Source organism: Nocardia sp. N2S4-5 (assembly GCF_044628355.1).
GTDB classification, from domain to species: Bacteria; Actinomycetota; Actinomycetes; order Mycobacteriales; family Mycobacteriaceae; genus Nocardia; species Nocardia wallacei_B.
In genome coordinates this window covers 1825158-1841592 of sequence record NZ_JBIUPM010000001.1, presented here as the reverse complement: position 1 = coordinate 1841592, position 16435 = coordinate 1825158, and the positions used below count along the sequence as shown (strand labels likewise).

The following is a 16435-nucleotide window of genomic DNA, read 5'->3' as shown; positions in this document are numbered from 1 at the left end:
GGCATGCGCAAGGTAGCCATCGTCGGTGCGGGGATGACGCCGTTCGCCGAGCACTTCGCGCTCGGGATCAAGGACCTGCTGCCGATGGCCTTCGCGGAATGCGCGGCCACCGTCGACAAGGGCCTGCGGCCGGGCGACCTGCAGGCCGCCTGGTTCGGGGCCATGGGCACCACCGACGGCCCGCCCTCGGGTGTGCTCGCCGACGCGCTGAGCCTGCCCGAGCTGCCCGTCACCCATATCGAAAACTCCTGTGCCACAGGCAATGACGCGGTACGCAATGCGCTGTTCGCGATCGCCTCCGGCGCGGTGGACGTGGCGCTGGTGATCGGCGCGGACAAGCTGCGCGAGACCGCCCAGAAGGACCTGCTCGGCGAGTGGGGCATGCTGATGCGGGACACCGCCTGGGACTATCAGCTGGGCCTGTTCGGGCCCGCCGGTTTCGCGCTGCACGTCAACCGCTACCTCTACGAATCGCCCGCGACCCGAGAGCACCTGGCGATGGTGGCGGTGAAGAACCATCGGCACGGGGCGCGAAACCCCAAGGCGCGCTTGCGTTTCGAGATCACCATGGAGCAGGCGTTGCAGGCGCCGATCGTGGCGGACCCGCTCGGCGTCTACGACTGCGTCCCGCAGAGCGACGGCGCGGCCGCCCTGGTGCTGGCCGCCGAGGACGTGGTGGACCGCTACACCGACCGCCCGGTGTGGGTGCGCGGCGTGGGGCTGGGCCTGGATTCGGTGATGCACCAGCACAAGCGGGACATGACCACCTTCCCGGCGACGGTCCGGGCGGCCCGTGCGGCATTCACCATGGCGGGCCTGCGCCCCTCCGACATCGACGTCGCCGAGGTCCACGATTTCTTCACCGGCATCGAGCTGATCAGCTACGAGGACCTGGGTTTCGCCGACCGTTTCGAGGCACACAAACTCCTGGACGCGGGCGTCACCACCATCGGCGGCAGCCTCCCCGTCAATCCGAGCGGCGGCCTGAAATCCAAGGGCCACCCGCCGGGCGCAACAGGCGTAGCCCAATGCGTGGAACTGTTCGAACAATTGCGCGGCACCGCGGCCAACCAGGTCGACGGCGCACGTATCGGCTTGGCGCACAACCTCGGTGGCCCGACCGCGGTGTCCGCGGTGACCATCCTGGAGGGCCCGCGTTGATTCCGGCCGAGGCGGCATAGGAATTTCCTATGCCGCCTCGGGCGGTGACACAACACGGGAGGTGGCGCGGTTACTCCTGGAGCTGGTCCTTCATTACCTTGCCGGTGGCGTTGAGGGGGAGTTCGTCGAGGAAGCGGATGGAGCGGGGGACCTTGTAGCCGGCCATGCGGTCGCGGCTCCATGTGATCAGGTCGGCTTCGGTGAGGGTGCCGCGTTTCACTACGAAGGCGCGGCCGACCTGGCCGAGCCGGTCGTCCGGGACGCCGATGACGGCGGCCTGGACCACTGCGGGGTGTTCCAGCAGGAAGCCCTCGATTTCGGCGGGGTAGGCGTTGAATCCCCCGACGATGAACATGTCCTTCTTGCGGCCGGTGATGATCAACCGGCCCTCCGGGTCGAGCCGTCCCAGATCGCCGGTGTGCAGCCAGCCTTCGGCATCGATCGCGTCGGCGGTGGCCTTCGGATCGTCCAGGTAGCCCTGCATCACGCTGTAGCCGCGGACGAGGACCTCGCCGTCCTCGGCGATGCCCACGTCCACGCCGTCGCAGGGTTGTCCGGCGGTGGTGGCGATCTGCTCGAAGGTGTCGCCGGGCCGCGAGGCGGTGGCGGTACCGGCCTCGGTGAGGCCGTAGCCGGTCATGATCGACCGGAACGGCAGCTCCTCGCGGACGCGGCGGATCAGCTCGACCGGGATATCGGCCGCGCCCGTGACCGCCGCCCGCAGCGAGGACAGGTCGTACTCGCCCCGGGCCGCCAACAGCGAGTGGTAGAGCGTGGGCGGGCCGGGGAGCATCGTGATCCGTTCGCGCGCAATCATTTCCAGCACGCGGTCCACCTCGAACACCGGGACCGGCAGCATCGTCGCGCCGCGGATCAGCGACGAGATCAGGCCCGCCTTGTAACCGAAGGTGTGGAAGTACGGGTTGACCATGAGGTACCGGTCGCCCTCGCGCAGATCGGCCAGATCGCACCACTCGGCGTAGAGGCGCAGCGTCTGCAGGTGATTCATCATCACGCCCTTGGGCCGCCCGGTGGTGCCCGAGGTGTAGACGATGTCGGCGATATCGGTGCCCGCGATCTCCGCCTCGAAAGGCGTTCCGCCGCTGAGGAATCCGGACTTCAGATCGATGACCGGTACCGCGGCGGTGTACTCGGTGCCGAGGAAGCCCTGCTGCACCAGCACCAGCTTCGCGCCGCTGCGGGTGATGATGTCACCGGCCTCCTCGGCCTTGAGCCGCGTGTTCACCGGCACCAGCACCCCGCCCGCGGTGAGTACGCCGAACGCCGCGACGATCCACTCCGCCGAATTGGGCGCCCAGACCGCGACCCGATCGCCCTTGCCGACACCCGCCGCGGCGAATGCGCCGGCGGCCCGGCGCACCCGATCGGCGAGTTCGCGGAAACTCCAACGGATCTCACCGTCGACGACCGCTTCGGCGGCGCCGAAGCGGTCGGCGGTGCTCAGGACCATCTCCGGGATGGTCTGCCAGCTCATACCTTCAGCAACCGCGCCAGATTGCCGCCCATGATCTTGGCCTGTTTCTCCTCGGGCATGTCCTTGATCTCGTGGATGTAGCGCGCCGGCTCGGCCAGGCCCTCCGGATGCGGCCAGTCCGAACCGAACAGCACGTGGTCGGCGCCCATGACCTGCGACAGTCGCTCCAGGTCCTCCTCCCAGAACGGGCTGACGTAGAGGCTCCGCTTGATGGTCTCGACCGGGTCGCGGAAACCGAAGCCCTCCGGCGCCTTCTTGTACACGTCGGTCAACTGCTGCAGCAGCGGCTCCAGCCAGGCCGAGCCGTTCTCGATGACCGCGATCTTCAAGTCCGGGAACCGATTCAGCGCACCGTGGCACACCCAGGACGCGACCGCGTCGGTGACCGGCCGCCACTGGTTGGTCATGGCGAACGTGTTGGTCTTGAACGGCAGCATCTCCAGGCTGTTGCCCTCCCACTCCGCGTCGTAGCGGGAGTAGCCGCTGTCCGAGGAGTGCATGGTGACCAGCACGTCCAGCTCCACGACCCGCTTCCAGAACGGATCGAACTCGGGCAGCGCGAACGAGCGCAGGCCCTTGAAGCCGGGCACCGGAGCCGGGCGCACCAGGATGGCCTTGGCGCCGTGTTCCATGACAGCCCAGTTCAATTCGGCGATCGCGCGCTCGACGATCGGCAGCGTGATCACCGGGACGGTGAAGATGCGGCCGGAGTGCACGAAACTGCCGTCCTGGCCCCAGTCGTCCAGCATCCAGCGGTTCAGCGATTCGATCACCGCGTGGATCAGCTCGGGGTGGTGGCGCATGCGCTCCTCGACCAGGCTGGCCAGGGTCGGGAACATGAGCGCGCGCTGCAGCTGCAGGTCGTCCATGACCTTCAGCCGCGCCTCCGGATTGCGGAAGGCGTCGATCGCCTTCATCGACTTGCCGAAGATCTCCCGCCGGCTCTTGCCCTCGGGGTTGCCGTGCTTGAAGTACTCCTCCATCGCGCCGGGGCGAGCCACGACCTCGAAGGTGGGGTTGGGGATGTACTCGCTGATCTGGCCGAGCACCGCGATCTTGGTGCGGCCGTTGATCTCGACGTACTGGATCGTTCCCTCGTACTCCTTGGGCAGATGCCGGGTGAGGGCTTCCTTCGTCTCGTAGAGATGGTTGTCCGCGTCGAAGAGCTGGTAGGGCAGCTCGACCTTCGTCATGGAATCCTCCTTGTCGTTCTATGAGAATGTTATTCTCTTCACTGGTGAGCCGCAATGCCCTCGCGGCGCGCGGCCGCCAGGTCGCGGCGAACCACGAACTTCTGGATCTTGCCGCTGGCCGTGCGCGGGAAATCCGCGACGACGTGCACTTCCTCCGGCCACTTCTGTTTGGCGGGACCGGCCGCGGCGAAGTGGGCGCGCAACTGGTCCAAGGAGGGCGAGGCGTGCCCGGGGAGCAGGCGCAGCACCGCGGCCGTGCGCTCGCCCAGCCGCTCGTCGGGAACCGCCACCGCGATCGCCTCGGCCACGCCGGGCAGCGTCAGCAGCACCTCCTCGACCTCGAGCGCGCTGATGTTCTCGCCGCCGCGAATGATCATGTCGGACTTGCGATCCGTGATGGTCAGGTAGCCGTCCGCGTCGAGGGCGCCGATGTCGCCGGTGTGGTACCAGCCGTTCGCGTCGAAGGCGGCGGCGGTGAGTTCGGGATCGGTGTAGCCGAGGCAGAGATCCGGTCCGCGGCTGAGGATTTCGCCGTCCTCGGCCAGCCGCACCTCGACTCCCGGCAGCGCCCGGCCGTCGGTGAACAGCCGCTCGTCCTCCGGCGCGGTGTGGTGCGAGCCGGTGATCGAGGGATGCTCGGTGCTGCCGTAGGAGCGGTAGACCACGATGCCCAGCCGCGCGAGCCGGGTGGTCACCGCCGCGGGGACCGGCGCGCCGCCGAGTCCGGCGTAGCGCAGGTAGGGCAGGTGCTCGGGGGTGTAGTCGGGATGGTCGAGCAGACTGGTCATGTAGTACGGCACGCCGCCGCCGACGGTCAGTCGCCGCGCGGTCATCAGGCCGAGGATCGCGGCCGGATCCCAGGCGTCGGCGAGGTTGATCGGCACCCGGTCCAGCACCGGGATCAGCAGCGCGTTGATCATGCCGATGAAATGGCCGACCGGCGCCGCGGTGAGCTGGTCGCCGCGGTCGGCCGGATACATGCCGGCCAGCTGCCGGGTCTCGTAGACCAGGGTGCGGTGGGTGTGCACCACGCCCTTCGGTGCGCGGGTGGTGCCGGAGGTGTAAGCGATCAGCGCGGGGTCGGCGGGGTCGACCCGCGCCGTGCCCGGCATCGGCTCGGCGTCGAGCAGCTCCTCGAAGTCCCGGCCGACCACCGCGACGACGGGGACGCGCTCGCGCAATGCGGCGCTGTCGGGACGGTCGGTGGTGACGAAGACCTGCGGCCGTGCCGCGTCGAGGATATAGGTGAGTTCCTTGCGCCCGTAGAAGTGCACGATCGGGACCACCACGGCGCCCAGGAACGCCGACGCCCAGAAGACCGCCGCGGCCTCCATCGAATTGGGCAGCTGGAAGGCGATGGTGTCGCCGTGCGCCACGCCGCGGCGGCGCAGTCCGGCCGCCAGTCGCCGAGCCACCCGTTCCACCTCGCCGAACGTGCCCGACCACGGCCGCGTGGCCGAGTGGATGCGGAACTCGGTGCCGGGCGCGGCGGCCAGCCCGTCCGACAGCAGATCGCCGATCGTCTCGTCGGTCCACCAGCCCTCCGCCCGATAACGCCGGACCAGATCGGGGGGATCGTGCGCATGGTCGAACTCCCGTCGGGGCAGGGGGACTCAACACCCGTTACGCTATTCTCTCATTAAGAGAACCACATTTCCCCAGGGGAGAACAAGACATGGTAGAGCTTCGAGCTGGACGACGGTCTGGCGGTGGTGACCATCAATCGCCCGCATGCCCGCAATGCCATCGCGCCCGACACGATGGATCAGCTGGACAAGGCGATCGATGCCGCCGCCGGGGCCCGGGCGCTGGTGCTCACGGGAGCGGGTGACCGTGCCTTCGTCTCCGGCGGCGACCTCAAGGAACTGGCCGCGCTGCGGACCGAGGCGCAGGCGGCCGAGATGGCCTGGCGGATGCGCGGCATCTGTGATCGCCTCGCAGCCTTCCCGGGCCCGGTGGTGGCGGCGCTGAACGGGCATGCGCTCGGCGGCGGGGCGGAGGTCGCGGTGGCCGCCGACATCCGGATCGCGGCCGACGACATCAAGATCGGCTTCAATCAGGTGTCGCTGGCGATCATGCCCGCCTGGGGCGGCGCCGAGCGGCTGGCCGCGCTGGTCGGTCGCAGCCGGGCGCTGCTGCTCGCGGGTTCCGGGGCGATTCTCGACGCCGCGGCCGCCGAGCGGGCCGGGCTCGTCGACCGGGTGCTGCCCCGCGCCGAGTTCGACCAGGGCTGGCGCGCGCTGGCGCGCTCTCTGACGACGGCGCCCGCGGCCGATATCAAGCGCGTGATCGGGGGAGTGCCGCCCGCCGAGGCCGTCGCGGCGTTCGCGCGGCTGTGGGTCGCCGACGAGCACTGGGTGGCCGCGGATCGAGTGATGAACCGCGCCAAGTGATTTCGTCCCATGAATGCGCGCGTCCGGGGTATTGTACCGGCAGTCCGGGGCGGCGGTAGGCATGTTGCATAATCCCGTTTCAGAGTGACGTAGATCACAAAACCACTCGAGTGAGGTCCGCATCGCAGCACGGGTAACCGGGTTACCGTGTTGATCGGTAGATTCCCCCCGTGGATGACGCGGCACTGGTCACCGGCCCTGACTCGTCGCACGTCCACCGGAGCGAACGTCGGCTCTTTCCGGTGAGCCCGCCGCCTGGAAACGGCGGCTCACCGAGCCGGCCGACCGCCGGACGGCGGGGTGCCCGTACAGTGGCCCGGCCGTTGGACCTGCCGCGATCTTCACATTCGAGAGGCGGGATGAGAACCATGGCTACACGATCCGTCGACCCCATCGAACAAGGCGTCCGGGTATTGGATTCGGCCGCGCGCTGGCGAGCACACGCGCGACGGCGACCCCTGCGCCACAGACTGGCGGTCGTCGCACCGAGTGCCGAGGATGTCATCCGCCACGTCGGGGGCTGGGTGTTCGACCGGACCTACGCGGGCTGGGAGGTGACGGTCCTGGTGTCCGACTGCGCGAATGTCCGTCCGCTGAGCATCCTCGGCGCGGAGGTGCTCGATCTGGAACAGTCGCTGGCCGCGCCGCTGCACGACACCTGGCCCAACGCCGTCGCGGTGGCGGCGCAGACCTACCGATCCGACGGCCGCGTGCGGGCCGGTGTGCTGGAATGCCTGGATCGCGGCCTGGTCGAGGTCGCGGTCTGGGGCGACGGGCTGCCCGCCGAACTGGACGACCGGATCGCGCCCGTGCAGCACCGGGTGAGCGTGGCGGCCCGGGCGTTCAAGGCGTGTGCGCTGGCCGCCGCCGGTTTCCCGGCGGAGCAGGTCGCGGTGTCCGAAGCGTTCCACACCGGCGAACTGCCGTCGGATTGCCGGCGGGCGGGCGATCTCGTGTCGGCCCGGCCGGTCGCGGGAGTCTGATTCCGCCATAGTCGCGCGGTGACGGCGGCGATACCGGGTGTCTCCCGGTCATCGCCGCCGTCACCGTGTCCGGATGCTGTTCGCGCCGCGCCGAATCCGCGCCGCACCCATGCCCCCGCGGCGTCGCATAGATGATTGCGCAAGTCTGAGAATGATATTCCCGGTCTCCGGTAACTGTGTTACCGTCCGTAGTGGTTGCCTCGATCAACGCCAGGAGTTCTCCGCATGACTGATTTCGATTCGGTGGACTACTTCACCGATCCCTCGCTCGTTCCCGACCCGCACCCGTACTTCGACCATCTGCGATCGAAATGCCCGGTGACGCGGGAATCGCAGCACGGCGTGTACGCGGTCACCGGATACGAGGAGTCGGTGGAGGTCCTGAAGGACGCCGACCTGTTCTCGTCGGTGATCGCGGTGGGCGGTCCGTTCCCGCCGCTGCCGTTCGAGGTGGAGGGCGACGACATCGGCGCCCTCATCGAACAGCACCGCACCCAGATGCCGATGTTCGAGCACATGGTGACGATGGACCCGCCCGACCACACCTACGCGCGTTCGTTGCTGGCCCGGCTGCTGACCCCGGCCCGGCTGAAGGAGAACGAGGACTTCATGTGGCGGCTGGCGGACCGCCAGCTCGACGAATTCCTCGAGCAAGGCAAGTGCGAGTTCCTCACCGAATACGCCAAGCCGTTCTCGCTGCTGGTGGTCGCGGACGTGCTGGGCGTGCCGGAGGAGGACCATCAGCAGTTCCGCACGGTGCTCGGCGCCGACCGGCCCGGCGCCCGCGTCGGGTCCCTCGACGACGAGGTGCTCGTGTCCAACCCGCTGGAATGGCTGGACGACAAGTTCGTCTCGTATATCAGTGAGCGCCGGGAGAATCCGCGCGACGACGTACTGACGTCGCTGGCGCTGGCGAAGTATCCCGACGGTTCCACGCCCGAGGTCATCGACGTGGTGCGGTCGGCGACATTCCTGTTCGCCGCAGGGCAGGAGACCACCGCCAAGCTGCTCAGCGCGGCGCTGCGCGTGCTCGGCGACCACCCCGAGGTGCAGCAGCAACTACGCGAGGACCGCAGCAAGATCCCGGCCTTCATCGAGGAGACGCTGCGCATGGACTCGCCCGTCAAGAGCGGGTTCCGGCTGGCGAAGCGCGGGTCGACCGTCGGCGATGTCGAGATTCCGGTGGGATCGACGGTGATGGTCTGCCCCGGCGCGGCCAACCGCGATCCCCGCCGCTTCGAGCAGCCGCACGAATTCCGCTTGGACCGCAAGAACTTCCGCGAGCACATGGCGTTCGGACGCGGCGTGCACACCTGCCCCGGCAGCCCGCTGGCCCGTGCCGAGGGCCGGGTGTCGATCGAGCGGATCCTGGACCGGATGCTCGACATCCGGATCGACGAGGAGCGGCACGGCCCCGCGGGCGACCGGCGCTACGACTACGAGCCCACCTACATCCTGCGCGGCCTGTCGAACCTGCACATCACCTTCACACCCAACCCCTGAGCGGAACGCCCGCGCTGCGGTGCAACAACGAAACGAGGTAACCATGACCGGACGGGTCGACGGGAAGGTCGCATTCATCACCGGCGCGGCGCGCGGCCAGGGCCGCAGCCACGCCGTGCGGTTGGCGCAGGAGGGCGCCGACATCATCGCGGTCGACGTCTGTAAACCGGTCAGCGGTACGGATCTGATCCCCGCCTCCACGCCGGAGGATCTGGCCGAGACCGCCGACCTGGTCAAGGGGCTGGGCCGCCGCATCGTGACGGCCGAGGTGGACGTGCGCGAGTACGACGCGCTGCAAGCGGCCGTCGACAGCGGCGTGGAGCAGCTGGGCCGGTTGGACATCGTCGTGGCCAACGCCGGCATCGGCAACGGCGGCGAGACGCTGGACAAGACCAGTGAAGAAGACTGGCAGACGATGATCGACATCAACCTGGGCGGTGTCTGGAAGGCCGCGAAAGCCGGTGTGCCACACCTGATCGCGGCCGGTGGCGGCTCGATCATCCTCACCAGTTCGGTGGGCGGGCTCAAGGCGTACCCGAACACCGGGCACTACGTCGCCGCCAAGCACGGCGTGGTCGGCCTGATGCGGGCGTTCGCCGTCGAGCTGGGCCAGCATTCCATCCGGGTCAACTCGGTGCATCCGACGAACGTGAACACCCCGATGTTCATGAACGAGGGCACGATGAAGTTGTTCCGGCCGGATCTGGAGAACCCGACCAAGGAGGACTTCGCCCCGGTGGCGCAGTTCATGCACACCCTGCCGGTCGGCTGGGTGGAGCCGGTCGACATCAGCAACGCGGTGCTGTACCTGGCGTCCGACGAGGCGCGTTACGTCACCGGCGTCACGCTGCCGGTCGACGCGGGCAGCCTGCTCAAGTAGCGCTCGTTTCAGCCGTCAGGCCCGCCGGAGATCCGGCGGGCCTGACGGTTTCCGCGTGATCGACGATGTCGGCCCGGCGGGCACGCGTGGCGCCCGCAACCGGTGTCAATCGATCGTGCAGCCCGGGAGCGGTGCGACGGCGAACCGATCCGGTGGACGGTGGGACACCAGCACGGTAACACTGTTACCGGGCGTCACGACCTGTGAGTTGTCACAGCGGTTCGCCGTCGCCGGTGTTGTTAGGGCCCGGCTCGTAGGGCGAGATGAAGGAGGGACGCAGCACCAGCGTGGGCGCCTCGCCGGGCTGCGGGCGCTGGGCGGCGGCGGGCGCGGCGAGCGGTTCGTTGTTGGTGGTCAGCCGGTAGACGATGCGCTCGAGTGCGGGCAGGATCTCGGTGATCTCCAGCGAGCCGGCGGCGAACCGGCCGATGAGGGCGTAGGTCATGTTGGTCAGCACCATCCCGATGTCCGCCACATAGTCGGGGTCGATGTCGTCGAACAGCGCGCTGGCGGACGGGAGGATGGCGTCGAAGCCCTGCTCGTCGAGCAGGTGGCCGCGCGGGCCGGACCGCGCCTGGAAGTACGCCTCGAGCATGCGCGGATGGTGTTCCCACGGCCCGAACACGCCGCGCAGCAGGCGGACGATGCCGTCGCGCAGGGACTCGCCCTCGGGCGCCTCAGTCAGCATGCCGTAGGTGTTGGTGGCCAGCCACTGTTGTACGGCGGCCAGCATCAGGTCGTCCCGCGTCGGGTACAGCTTGTAGACCGTCGTCAGTGAAACCCGTGCCCGCCGGGCCACTTCGCGTAACTGGACCGCGTCGTACCCCTCGGTTTCGAGCAGTGTCAGCACAGTGTCGATGATCTTGGCGGCCGAATCCTGGTTGCCCGTCCTGTCCACGAAACAACAGTAACGTAGTTATTTCAGTAACTTGATTACTCGAGTTGCTCCGGAACTCTTGACACCGTTGATCTACGGTGTCTAAATTGCGAATACCGCCCCGGGACCAGGGTTTTCAGCGTGCAGTCGCCGAGTGGTCCCCCTGGTAGCCGGTGCCGACCGGCCGTGAGCGCGATGTCCCCGGCGTCATCCGCGCGGGGTGTGTTCCGTCTGCGTTCTGGAGGTCGTTCGTGTCTGCATTCACCCGCCGTTCCTTTCTGGCCGGTACCATCGCGGCGGGGGCGGCGGTGGCGACCCCCGGCCTCGCGCGTGCCGGGATCGGAGCGGACGTGGGGCGCGTGCGCGCCGTGCGCGAGGACCATCGGGTGGTCGTGATCGGCTCGGGTTTCGGCGGCGGGGTCACCGCGCTGCGCCTGGCCGAGGCCGGCGTCCCGGTTCTGGTGCTCGAGCGTGGGCGGCGCTGGCCGACGGGGCCGAACGCGGAGACGTTCCCGCACGCGACGGCGCCGGACAAGCGCATTCTCTGGTATCGGTCCGCGCCGCAGCTGTTCGGCGTCCCGGTGGCGTTCGAGCCGTACGCCGGTCTGGTCGAGGCCGTGCCGGGGGAGAACATGACGGCGCTGTGCGCGGCCGGCGTCGGCGGCGGATCGCTGGTGTACCAAGGCATGTCGCTGCAACCGGCCGAGGACGTGTTCAACACGCACTTCCCCGAGGACCTGGATTGGGCGACGATGAACCGGGTGCACTACCCGCGCGTCGCGCGCATGCTGCAACTCGCCACCGCCCCGGACGAGTTGATCGATACGCCGAACTATCGGGCCGCGCGGGTCTTCGCCGAGCACGTCCAGCGCGCCGGGCTGCCGCTGTCGAAGATCCCGATGCCGATCGACTGGAACTACGCGCTCGACGAACTGCGCGGCCGGATGAAGCCGTCCTACACCAACGGCGACGGCGCGATGGGCGTGAACAACGGCGGCAAGCACTCGGTCGATGTCACCTACCTCGCCGCGGCGGAGGCGACCGGCAAGGTCACCGTGGCGCCGCTGCACCACGTCACCGACATCGAGCGCGGCAAGGACGGGCGGTGGACGGTGTACGTCGACCGCATCGACACCTCGGGCACGGTGGTGGAGAACAAGATTCTGACCACCGACACGCTGGTGCTGTCGGCCGGCAGTCTCAACACCACCCGGCTCCTGGTCCGCGCGGCGGCCAAGGGCCAGATCCCGGACCTGCCGGACGAATTGGGCGGGGGCTGGGGCACCAACGCCGACCGCATCTACGCGTGGACCTGCTTCGGCGACAATGTCGGCGCGGCGCAGGGCGGGCCCGTCGTCTACGGCAGTCTGAACTGGAGTGATCCCGCGAAGGCGGGCACGGTGATCCAGGCGTCGATTCCGCCGCTGCAACTCGACGCGCGCAGCACGATGCTCGTCGGCTACGGCGTCAGCGCCGCGCGGGGGCGTTTTGTCTACGACGCGGCCACCGACGACGCCCGGCTGCACTGGCCCGCGGCGGGCGACGAGATCGCGCAGAACGGCACCATCGGGCCGCTGGTCGAGCGCATCGCGGGCTCGGCGAGCGTGCTCACCGATACCAACGCGATCTTCCCCTCCACCTGGCATCCGCTCGGCGGTGCGAGCATGGGGTCGGTCTGCGATCTGAACGGCCGCGTGCTCGGCCAGCGCGGCCTCTACGTCCTCGACGGCGCGCTGATGCCGGGCAACTCCGCCGCGTGCAATCCCTCCATGACCATCGCGGCGGTCGCCGAACGCGCACTGGATCACCTGGTCCGCGAGGACGTCGGCAGCGTCATCTGAGCGTTGTCGCCCCCGGCATGCCCATGCTAGTGTTCGGACAGGTGTCCGGCCATGTGTTTCAGTGAGAGGGCAAGCCATGCCACGTTTCGAGCCGAATCCCGCTCGCCGTCCCGTGCTGATCGCGGGAGCGTCCTCGGGGATCGGTGCGGCCAGCGCCGTCGCGCTGGCCGCGCTCGGCCATCCGGTCGCGCTGGGAGCCCGGCGCGTCGACCAGTGCGAAGAGCTGGCGGAGAAGATTCGCGCCGACGGGGGCGAGGCGATCGCTCTCCGCCTCGACGTCACCGACCAGGCATCGGTCGACGAATTCGTGACGGCGGCCGAACAAGCGCACGGGCCGACCGAGGTCCTCGTCTCCGGCGCCGGTGACCTGGAGTTCTCGCTCATCCACGAGATGGATCCGGAGCGTTTCGCGGCGCAGGTGCAGGTGCATCTGATCGGGCCGCAGCGGCTCGCGCATCGGGTGCTGCCGGGCATGATCGAGCGGCGGCGCGGTGACTTCGTGATCATCGGCTCGGACTGCGCGCCGGATCCGCGGCCGCGGACGGGCGCCTACAGCGCGTCCAAGGCCGGTCTGGAGGCGCTGACCGACCAGCTGCGAATGGAGTTGGAGGGCACCGGAGTTCGCGCCTCGCTGGTCCGGCCGGGCCCGACCAAGACCGGCATGGGCGGCGACGCGTCGTCCGAGGTCATCGGCCCGCTGATCGACGACTGGGTGAAGTGGGGCTTCGCCCGCCATCCCTATCTGCTGCGCGCCTCGGATATGGCGGCCGCCGTCGTGGCGGTGGTCGGGACCCCGCGCGGGGCGCATCTCGTGCTGGTCGAGGTACAGCCCGAGGCGCCGTTGCGCGATCTCGCGGAGCCCGCTCGGGAGGAGTGAGGGCGCGGCTCCCACGCTACGAAAGTCGCCCGGCCGGTGGTGAATTCACCACCGGCCGGGCGACTTTCGTATGTCCGGCTAGGTCTGTTCCCGCGCGATCTCGCCGCTGCCCACGCCGAGGCCGGTCCCGAGGCCACCCAGCGCCAGCCGCGCGAGCGGGAGGTCGACGCCCAGTCGCCGCCCGAGATCCAGGGCGAGGGCGAGGTCCTTCTCGCCGAGGTCGCGGACGTGGCTGAGGATGGGGTGCCAGAAGTCGTCCGGTGCGATCTCGGCCGTGGTGTCGCGCAGCATGATCGCGCCGGCGCCGCCGGTGATGGCGTCGGAGTGGCGGACCACCTTGCCCAGCGCGGTGATGTCGAGGCCGGCGGTCTCGGCGAGCCGCTGTGCTTCGGCGGCCGCGGTGAACGCGACGAAGTGCAACAGGTTGCGCGCCAGCTTCATCCGGGTGCCCGCACCCACCTCGCCGGCGTGCACGACCAGTCCGCCGAAGGTCTCGAACGGCGCCCGCACCTTCTCGAACGCCGCCGCGCTGCCGCCGACCATGACCGCCAGGCTGCCCTGCTTCGCGCCCGCCGCGCCGCCGCTGATCGGCGCGTCGACGAATTCGACGCCGTGTTCGGCACATTCGGCCGCCAGCTCGACGGCCGTCCGGTCGCTGATGGTGGAGTGTACGGCGACGACGGCGCCGGGCTTGGCGGAACCCAGGATGCCCTGCGGGCCCGCCACCACCGACCGCACCTGATCGTCGTCGACCACGACGATCGAGATCACCGCGGCGTGCGCGGCCAGCTCCGCCGCCGACGGCGCGGCCTCGGCCCCGCCGGTGACGAACGGCTCGAGCGCTTCGGCGCGCATATCGCAGACGGTGAGACCGCCCGGCCAGGACAGTAGGCGCTCGGCCATCGGCGCGCCCATATTGCCCAGGCCGATGAACCCGACCCGATCCTCGCCGCCGGTCATCGGATGATCTGTCCGCCGTCGACATTGAGGATGTGCCCCGTGACCCAACTCGCCTCGTCGGACAGCAGGTACAGGCAGGCGCCGACGAGATCATCCGGAGTTCCCATGCGCTTCAAGGGAAGTCGCTGCACCATGTCCTGGACGATGGTGCCCGGGGTGACGGTCTTGGTGGCCTCGGTGTCGATCGGGCCGGGCGCGATGGCGTTGACCCGGATCTTCGAGCCGCCGAGTTCGGTGGCCAGCTGCTGGGTGAGGCCGTTGACGCCGACCTTGGCCAGTCCGTAGAAGCCGGAGTAGAGCCAGGCGGCGGTGGAGGACTGGTTGACGATGGAGCCGCCGCCGTTCTTCGACATCGGCTGCCACACCGCGCGGGTCACGTTGAGCGCGCCGTCGAGGTTCACGCTCATGAACTTCTTGTAGTAGTCCCACGGCACGGTCAGCAGCAGGTCGAGTTTCATATCGCCGTAGATGGCGGCGTTGTTGACCAGGTGGTCGATGCCGCCGAACTTCTCGACGGTGAATTCGGCCAGGGCCGTGGCGGATTCGGGATCGGCGACGTCCACGGTGTGGAAGACGGCGGTGCCGCCGTCGGCGGTGATCTGCTTGGCGACCGCCTCGCCCTTCTCGGCGTTGAGGTCGGCGACGACGACGCGGGCGCCCTCGGCGGCCAGCGCCTGGGCGTAGGCGGCGCCGATGCCCTGGGCGGCGCCGGTGACGATCGCGGATCGTCCGGTGAAGCGTGCCATGATGAAAGCCTTTCTGCGGCAGTGTTGTTCGGGTGCCTATTCGGCGGTAGCGACGAGCTTGGTCTCGGTGTACTCCTCGAATCCGGCGACGCCCAGTTCGCGGCCGATGCCGGACTGCTTGTAGCCGCCGAACGGGGCGTCGGCGGCGTACCAGATGCCGCCGTTGACGCCGAGCGTGCCGGTGCGCACGCCGCGCACGACGTGTTCGATGCGCTCGGGATCGGTGCCCCAGACCGCGCCGGAGAGACCGTAGGGGGATTCGTTGGCGAGGCGGACGGCGTCGTCGTCGCCGTCGTGCGGGATCACCACCAGCACCGGCCCGAAGATCTCCTCCTGGGCGGCGGTGGCGGTATTGGGCAGGCCGCTGATCAGGGTCGGTTCGACGAACCAGCCCGGCCGGTCCGGGCGGCCGCCGCCGGTGACGATGGTGCCTCCCTCGGCCTTGGCGATCTCGATGTAGCGCTCCACGCGGTCGCGCTGCCGCTCGGAGATCAGCGGCCCGCACACGGTGCCGCCTTCGGTGGGATCGCCGGGCTTGATTCCGCCCATCGCCTTGGCGGCGGCCTTGACCGCGGCGTCGTAGGACGCGCGGGGGACCAGCAGGCGGGTGGTGAGCGCGCAGCCCTGCCCGGCGTGCACGCAGACCGAGAATCCGGCATAGCTCGCGGCGGCGGCGATGTCGGCGTCGTCGAGCACGATGAACGCCGACTTGCCACCCAGTTCGAGGAACACCTTCTTCAATGTCGTTGCGGCGGTGGCCATCACGGCCTTGCCCGTGGCGGTCGAGCCGGTGAACGACACCATGTCCACGCGCGGATCGCCCGCGAGCTGCGCGCCCAGGGCGTGGTCGTCGGAGGTCACGATGTTGACCACGCCCGCGGGGATGTCGGTCTGCTCGGCGATAACCTTGCCGACCAGCGCCGCGCACCACGGGGTGTCGGGGGCGGGCTTGAGGACCACCGTCGCGCCCGCGGCCAGCGCCGGGCCGAGTTTGGCGAAATTGATCTGGTGCGGGAAGTTCCACGGCGTGATCGCCCCGACCACGCCCACCGCCTCCCGCCGCAGCTTCCGGCCGGACTTGATACCCATCGGCGACGCGACGCCGAGATCGGTTTCCCACGCGTAGTTCTCGGCCAGATCGGCGAAGTACCCCAGATCGCCGATCGGGCCCTCCAGTTGCGGGCCGCTGGTCAGCATGCGCGGCGCGCCCACCTCGGCGATGGTCAGCTCGCGCAGCTCGTCGATGTTGTCGCGCAAGGCATCTCGCAGCTGCAGCAGGCAGGCCGCGCGGAACGCGTGATCGCGCGACCAGCCGGTGTCGTCGAACGCCGACCGCGCCGCCGCGATCGCGGCGTCCATATCGCCGGCGTCGCCGTTGGCGGCCTGGCCCAACACCTCCCCGGACGCCGGATTCACCGTGGCGAACACCCCGGCGCCGCCCGGCACCAGTTTGCCCCCGACCAACAGCTGCGAGCCTTCCGCGCTGGGCAACAGTTTGCTCATGCATTTCTCCGAGATCTGTCTGG

The 16435-nt window shown here is 69.3% G+C and carries 14 protein-coding genes; 7 read left to right on the top strand and 7 right to left on the bottom strand.

The genetic code is table 11. The features are described from left to right. Nucleotides 1-3 precede the first annotated feature (3 nt). Nucleotides 4-1161, top strand: a complete 1158-nt coding sequence (locus tag ACFMRZ_RS07960; RefSeq protein ID WP_400178528.1) for a thiolase C-terminal domain-containing protein — start codon at nt 4-6, stop codon at nt 1159-1161. 70 nt (nt 1162-1231) lie between these two features. Here ACFMRZ_RS07960 and ACFMRZ_RS07955 read toward each other — a convergent pair whose 3' ends face one another. Genes ACFMRZ_RS07955 through ACFMRZ_RS07945 form a run of 3 tightly spaced genes read right to left on the bottom strand, consistent with a single transcriptional unit; the run spans nt 1232 to nt 5456 of the window. Next, complete coding sequence (locus ACFMRZ_RS07955; RefSeq protein WP_400178527.1) at nt 1232-2656, bottom strand: FadD3 family acyl-CoA ligase; 1425 nt, start codon at nt 2654-2656, stop codon at nt 1232-1234. After that, nucleotides 2653-3849, bottom strand: a complete 1197-nt coding sequence (locus ACFMRZ_RS07950; RefSeq protein ID WP_400178526.1) for an amidohydrolase family protein — start codon at nt 3847-3849, stop codon at nt 2653-2655. Before ACFMRZ_RS07950 ends, ACFMRZ_RS07955 begins: the two co-directional genes overlap by 4 nt. A 38-nt stretch (nt 3850-3887) precedes the next feature. Beyond that, nucleotides 3888-5456: an AMP-binding protein gene (locus ACFMRZ_RS07945; RefSeq protein ID WP_400182802.1), complete on the bottom strand. Its 1569-nt coding sequence runs from the start codon at nt 5454-5456 to the stop codon at nt 3888-3890. Nucleotides 5457-5558: 102 nt separating this feature from the next. On the opposite strand from ACFMRZ_RS07945, the gene ACFMRZ_RS07940 reads away from it, so the two are divergent. The 4 genes from ACFMRZ_RS07940 (at nt 5559) to ACFMRZ_RS07925 (ending at nt 9608) form a co-directional block, all read left to right on the top strand. Then, nucleotides 5559-6242, top strand: coding sequence for an enoyl-CoA hydratase/isomerase family protein (locus ACFMRZ_RS07940; protein ID WP_400178525.1), 684 nt, complete (start codon nt 5559-5561; stop codon nt 6240-6242). Between the two features lie 458 nt (nt 6243-6700). Continuing rightward, nucleotides 6701-7225 (top strand): hypothetical protein, encoded by a 525-nt coding sequence (locus ACFMRZ_RS07935; protein WP_400182801.1) that lies wholly within the window; start codon nt 6701-6703, stop codon nt 7223-7225. A 225-nt stretch (nt 7226-7450) separates the two neighbouring features. After that, nucleotides 7451-8728: a cytochrome P450 gene (locus ACFMRZ_RS07930; RefSeq protein ID WP_280274985.1), complete on the top strand. Its 1278-nt coding sequence runs from the start codon at nt 7451-7453 to the stop codon at nt 8726-8728. Nucleotides 8729-8771: 43 nt separating this feature from the next. Next, nucleotides 8772-9608: a mycofactocin-coupled SDR family oxidoreductase gene (locus ACFMRZ_RS07925; RefSeq protein ID WP_280274984.1), complete on the top strand. Its 837-nt coding sequence runs from the start codon at nt 8772-8774 to the stop codon at nt 9606-9608. Between the two features lie 211 nt (nt 9609-9819). On the opposite strand, the gene ACFMRZ_RS07920 is transcribed toward ACFMRZ_RS07925, so the two are convergent. Beyond that, nucleotides 9820-10506 carry a TetR family transcriptional regulator gene (locus tag ACFMRZ_RS07920; protein ID WP_400178524.1) on the bottom strand — a complete coding sequence of 229 codons (687 nt, stop codon included), beginning with the start codon at nt 10504-10506 and terminating at the stop codon, nt 9820-9822. A 230-nt stretch (nt 10507-10736) separates the two neighbouring features. Here ACFMRZ_RS07920 and ACFMRZ_RS07915 point away from each other — a divergent pair, with 230 nt between their 5' ends. Continuing rightward, complete coding sequence (locus ACFMRZ_RS07915; protein ID WP_400178523.1) at nt 10737-12326, top strand: GMC oxidoreductase; 1590 nt, start codon at nt 10737-10739, stop codon at nt 12324-12326. Nucleotides 12327-12402: 76 nt separating this feature from the next. Continuing rightward, nucleotides 12403-13203, top strand: coding sequence for an SDR family oxidoreductase (locus tag ACFMRZ_RS07910; protein ID WP_400178522.1), 801 nt, complete (start codon nt 12403-12405; stop codon nt 13201-13203). 78 nt (nt 13204-13281) lie between these two features. Here the strand turns inward: ACFMRZ_RS07910 and ACFMRZ_RS07905 are convergent, their stop codons facing one another. From ACFMRZ_RS07905 to ACFMRZ_RS07895, 3 genes are read right to left on the bottom strand one after another with little or no spacing between them, the layout of a single operon-like run. Then, nucleotides 13282-14163 (bottom strand): NAD(P)-dependent oxidoreductase, encoded by an 882-nt coding sequence (locus ACFMRZ_RS07905; protein WP_400178521.1) that lies wholly within the window; start codon nt 14161-14163, stop codon nt 13282-13284. After that, on the bottom strand, nt 14160-14909 hold the full coding sequence (locus ACFMRZ_RS07900) for an SDR family oxidoreductase (RefSeq protein ID WP_280277173.1): 750 nt from the start codon (nt 14907-14909) through the stop codon (nt 14160-14162). Before ACFMRZ_RS07900 ends, ACFMRZ_RS07905 begins: the two co-directional genes overlap by 4 nt. A gap of 36 nt (nt 14910-14945) precedes the next feature. After that, a complete protein-coding gene (locus ACFMRZ_RS07895) occupies nt 14946-16412 on the bottom strand; it encodes an aldehyde dehydrogenase (protein WP_400178520.1) in 1467 nt (488 codons plus the stop codon). Nucleotides 16413-16435 lie beyond the last annotated feature (23 nt).